The organism is Streptomyces sp. CO7 (genome assembly GCF_053474865.1).
Window position 1 is genome coordinate 1 of the sequence record NZ_JBRIOU010000014.1, and the last position, 4,432, is coordinate 4,432.

Consider the following 4,432-nt stretch of genomic DNA (forward strand, 5'->3'; position numbering starts at 1 on the left):
TTGATGGGGTAAGGCTCCCAGTAGACGACTGGGTTGATAGGCCAGATCTGGAAGCCCGGTAACGGGTGGAGGTGACTGGTACTAATAGGCCGAGGGCTTGTCCTCAGTTGCTCGCGTCCACTGTGTTAGTTCTGAGGCAACGAACAGTTGCCGGCTTAGAGCAGAACTCTCAAACTGAAAAGTGTGCTTGTTCGCTCGAAACCAATAGGGTTTCGGTGGTCATAGCGTGAGGGAAACGCCCGGTTACATTCCGAACCCGGAAGCTAAGCCTCACAGCGCCGATGGTACTGCAGGGGGGACCCTGTGGGAGAGTAGGACGCCGCCGAACAATTTTTTGGAGGACCCTCGGTCCCAGCGTTCAGCTGGGGCTGGGGGTCCTTTTTGTTTTTCCCCTTTTTGTTCTGCCGCAGTACGGGAACCCGACTGCGCGACGATGCTTAGCGGTACCGAAGACTAGGAGTCACCGATGTCCACCAACTCTCCCGACGAGCGCCCCGAGCGCGAGCCACGCCGCCGGGACGGTGGTGACCGCGGAGACCGCGGCGGCTTCCGCAGGGACGACCGGGGCCCGCGCCAAGGCGGCGGCGATCGCGGCGGTTTCGGCCGGCGTGACGACCGTGGCGGTGACCGTGGCGGTTTCCGTCGCGACGACCGCGGTGACCGTGGGGGCGACCGCGGCGGGTTCGACCGTCGCGACGACCGCGGCCCGCGTCGCGACGACGACCGTGGCGGCTTCCGCGGCGGCCGTGACGACCGCGGTGGCGACCGTGGCGGCTTCCGCCGCGACGACCGCGGCGGTGACCGCGGTGGTTTCCGTCGGGACGACCGTGGCCCCCGTCGGGACGACGACCGCGGTGGGTACCGCGGCCGGGACGACCGTCGTGGTGGCCCCGGTGGTGGCGGTGGCGGGCGTTTCCGCGAGGAGCGGGAGCGTGAGAGGGACCGCGAGCCGATCAAGCGGCTGCCGATCCCCGAGGAGGTCACCGGTGACGAGCTGGACAAGGACGTCAAGCAGGAGCTCCAGAGCCTGCCGAAGACGCTCGCCGAGGACGTCGCGCGCAACCTGGTGATGGTCGCCCGGCTGATCGACGAGGACCCCGAGGGCGCCTACGGCTACTCCCGGGTGGCGCTGCGGCTCGCGTCGCGTGTCGCCGCGGTGCGTGAGGCCGCCGGCTTCGCCGCCTACGCGAACCAGAAGTACTCCGAGGCGCTGGCCGAGTTCCGTGCCGCCCGCCGGATGACCGGCAACGTGGAGCTGTGGCCCGTGATGGCCGACTGCGAGCGCGGTATGGGCCGTCCCGAGAAGGCCCTCGACATGGCGGGCGCTCCCGACGTGCAGCGGCTGGACAAGGCCGGCCAGGTCGAGATGCGGCTGGTCGCCGCGGGGGCCCGCCGTGACATGGGGCAGCTCGACGCGGCGATCGTGACGCTGCAGAGCCCGGAGCTGGCCTCCAGCGCGGTGCACCCGTGGACCGCGCGGCTGCGGTACGCCTACGCGGACGCGCTGCTCGAGGCCGGGCGCGAGTCGGAGGCGCGCGAGTGGTTCGCCAAGGCGGTCGAGTCGGACCGTGACGGCAGCACCGACGCCTCCGACCGGCTGGCCGAGCTGGACGGCGTGGAGTTCGTGGACGCGCTGGACGAGGACGCCGCCGACGAGGACGAGCAGGCGCTCGGCTCCGTCGCCGAGGCGCCCTACGCCGACGACGACGCGGACGACACCGACGACGCGGAGGAGCGCGAGGAGCGCGACGAGCAGGACCAGGACGACGACGTCGCGGACGGCTTCGTGCCCGAGGGCCACGAAGGTCATGAGGGTGACGACCGGAAGAAGTCCGAGGAGGACGACCAGCTCTGACGGCGGGTGACCTACGGGTTCCCTGACGCGTGAGGAAATGAGAAAGGGCGGAGCCACTTGGCTCCGCCCTTTCTCATTTCCTCACGCGTCAGGTCACTCCCCGACCAGGCGAAGGACCAGCCCGGAGGCCGGCTTCGGCCCGAAGGAGGTGGACTTGCGGGGCACGGTGACGCCCTGCTGGGCCAGCTCGCGGACCACGTCCTCGCGCACCGGGTTCAGCAGGACGGCCGTGCCGCCCTCCTCTTCCGCCTTGCGGACGGTGGCCCCGGCGTCGTGGATGTAGGTGATCTGTTCCGGCGAGTCCTCGGGAACGTGCCAGACGTGCTCGAGCAGCGCGCAGTGCAGCACGGTGGCGTCCATCGAACGCCAGGCGTCGGGCCGCCCGGACGGCACCGTGCGGGCGAGCAGGCCGGGGTCCGGACGGTCGGCGAGGTGGAAGGCGCCGTCGCCGGCGAGCAGGAACGCGTTGCCTTCGGCGGCCGCCGCCGCGAGGTGCTCCAGCGCCTCGGGCAGCGTGACGTCCAAGCGGCGGACGCGGAACAGGCCGGTCAGGGCAGCCAGCGCGTCGGCGACCGGCAGCCGGCGCAGCAGCCGGTGGATGGCACGGACCCGCAGCGGATAGCGGGTGGTGTCCACCAGGAGCACCAGTCCGCGGTCCCAGGGGCCGGGGGACGGCTGCTGGGAGTCGCGGAGCCGGAGGTAGGTGGCCCAGCGGTGGTGGCCGTCGGCGATGAGGGCCTGCCGGCCGCGCAGGTCGTCCTGGGCCGTGGCCTGCTCGGCGGGGTCGGTGACGGCCCACAGGCGGTGGGCGACCCCGTCCTCGGTGACGGTGGACAGCAGCGGTTCGCCGGCCGCGGCGGCCTCGACGACGGCGGCGGCGCCGGAGGCCTCGCCGTCGCTCCGGTAGGACAGCAGCAGCGGTTCGAGGTTCGCGGAGGTCGCCCGCATCAGGGCGGCCCGGTCGGCCACCACATGAGGCATCACGTCCTCGTGGGGGAGGACCACACCCTCGTCGGGGTCGGAGAGACGGAGGGCGCCGATCAGGCCGCGCTGCAGCGTGCCGTCGGCGGCCCGCTGCTCGTAGACGTAGAGCGCGGGTTCCTCCTCGACGGTCAGCACGCCGTCGTCGAGCCAGCGGCGCAGGGTCGCGGCGGCGCGTGCGTTGCGCTCGTCGGGGTCGAGGGCCTGCGGGAGGATCAGCCGGACGATGTTGTGCGGGTCCAGCGCCTCCAGGTGGTGGAGTCCGTCGGGGCGGACCACCACGTCGTAGGGCGGGGAGGTGACGGCGGCCAGGCTGCGGACCTGGCCGGCCGCGTACCGCAGGCCGCGGAACGGGCTGAGTTCGAGTCCGTGCCGCTCCTGCTCCCCGTGCTGGCCTGCTGTGCTCATTGGAGCATCGTATGTGCGCACCTGGCGTGAGGGATCATCGGGGGAAGAGGGCTGGACCCCCAGCAGCGCAGAAGGCAGCAGCGCAGAAGGAGCGATGGACATGAGCCAGACCGTCAGGACCCGGCCCGGGAGCAGCGGCGGGCAGGTGCTGCGCGAGGCCTACGACACGGCCCTGCTCGACCTGGACGGCGTGGTGTACGCGGGCGGCGAGGCCATCGTGCACGCGGTGGACTCGCTGGCCGTCGCCCGGGACGCGGGCATGCACCTCGCCTACGTCACCAACAACGCGCTGCGGACGCCCGACACGGTGGCCGGGCACCTGACGGAGCTGGGCATACCGACCGAGGCAGGTGAGGTGATCACCTCGGCGCAGGCGGTGTCCCGGCTGGTGGCCGAGGCGCTGCCGGAGGGCTCACGGGTGCTGGTGATCGGCGGCGAGGGGCTGCGGGTGGCGTTGCGGGAACGCGGCCTGGTGCCGGTCGAGTCGGCGGACGACGACCCGGCGGCCGTGGTCCAGGGGTACGGCGGGCCGGAGATCGCCTGGGGGCGGTTCGCGGAGGCCTGCTACGCCATCGCGCGCGGACTGCCGTGGTTCGCGTCCAACACCGACCTGACGGTGCCGACGGCGCGGGGCATCGCGCCCGGGAACGGGGCGGCGGTCGAGGTGGTGCGGCTGGCCACGGGCGCGGAGCCGACGGTGGCGGGCAAGCCGCTGCCGCCGATGCACCGGGAGACCGTGCTGCGGACCGGCGCGCGGCGGCCGCTGGTCGTCGGGGACCGTCTGGACACCGACATCGAGGGCGCGTTCAACGGGGACGTGGACTCGCTGCTGGTGCTCACCGGGGTCACCGACGGCGCCCGGCTGCTGGCGGCGGTGCCGGAGCACCGGCCCACCTACGTCGACGCCGACCTGCGGGGGCTGTTGTCGCCGCAGCCCGAGGTGACGCCGGAGGGCGACGGGTTCCGGTGCGGCGGCTGGACGGCGGCGGCCGGTCCGAAGGAGCTGACGCTGGACGGGGACGGCGAGCCGATGGACGGGCTGCGGGCGCTGTGCGCGGCGGCCTGGACGGCCGGCGGGCAGGACGCCTGCTCGCTCGACGCGGGGAAGGCGCTGGCCCGGCTGGGGCTCTGACCGGCCGAGGACCGGCGCCGGGCCGACAGGGGGTTCCCCGGGAGGGGATCGGGGAC

At 72.8% G+C, this 4,432-nt stretch carries 3 protein-coding genes and 2 rRNA genes; 4 read left to right on the forward strand and 1 reads right to left on the reverse strand.

Annotated features, from left to right (window positions below; translation table 11 throughout):
- From ACOV8S_RS30375 to ACOV8S_RS30385, 3 genes are all read left to right on the forward strand, one after another.
- Window positions 1-105, forward strand: a 23S ribosomal RNA gene (locus ACOV8S_RS30375); the annotation flags it as partial.
- Window positions 106-211: 106 nt separating this feature from the next.
- Window positions 212-328: ribosomal RNA gene (rrf, locus tag ACOV8S_RS30380) — 5S ribosomal RNA — on the forward strand.
- Window positions 329-961: 633 nt separating this feature from the next.
- A complete protein-coding gene (locus ACOV8S_RS30385; RefSeq protein ID WP_448321736.1) occupies window positions 962-1,855 on the forward strand; it encodes a tetratricopeptide repeat protein in 894 nt (297 codons plus the stop codon).
- Between the two features lie 93 nt (window positions 1,856-1,948).
- On the opposite strand, the gene ACOV8S_RS30390 is transcribed toward ACOV8S_RS30385, so the two are convergent.
- A complete protein-coding gene (locus ACOV8S_RS30390) occupies window positions 1,949-3,244 on the reverse strand; it encodes a DUF1015 family protein (RefSeq protein WP_448321705.1) in 1,296 nt (431 codons plus the stop codon).
- 100 nt (window positions 3,245-3,344) lie between these two features.
- Between ACOV8S_RS30390 and ACOV8S_RS30395 the strand changes: the two genes are divergently transcribed.
- Window positions 3,345-4,376 carry an HAD hydrolase-like protein gene (locus ACOV8S_RS30395; protein ID WP_448321706.1) on the forward strand — a complete coding sequence of 344 codons (1,032 nt, stop codon included), beginning with the start codon at window positions 3,345-3,347 and terminating at the stop codon, window positions 4,374-4,376.
- Window positions 4,377-4,432: the final 56 nt, after the last annotated feature.

What these genes read in the sequence shown, in the direction of transcription:
- ACOV8S_RS30390 (WP_448321705.1), bottom strand. Translation starts at nt 3,244, where the DNA reads ATGAGCACAGCAGGCCAGCACGGGGAGCAGGAGCGGCACGGACTCGAA.
- ACOV8S_RS30395 (WP_448321706.1), top strand. Translation starts at nt 3,345, where the DNA reads ATGAGCCAGACCGTCAGGACCCGGCCCGGGAGCAGCGGCGGGCAGGTG.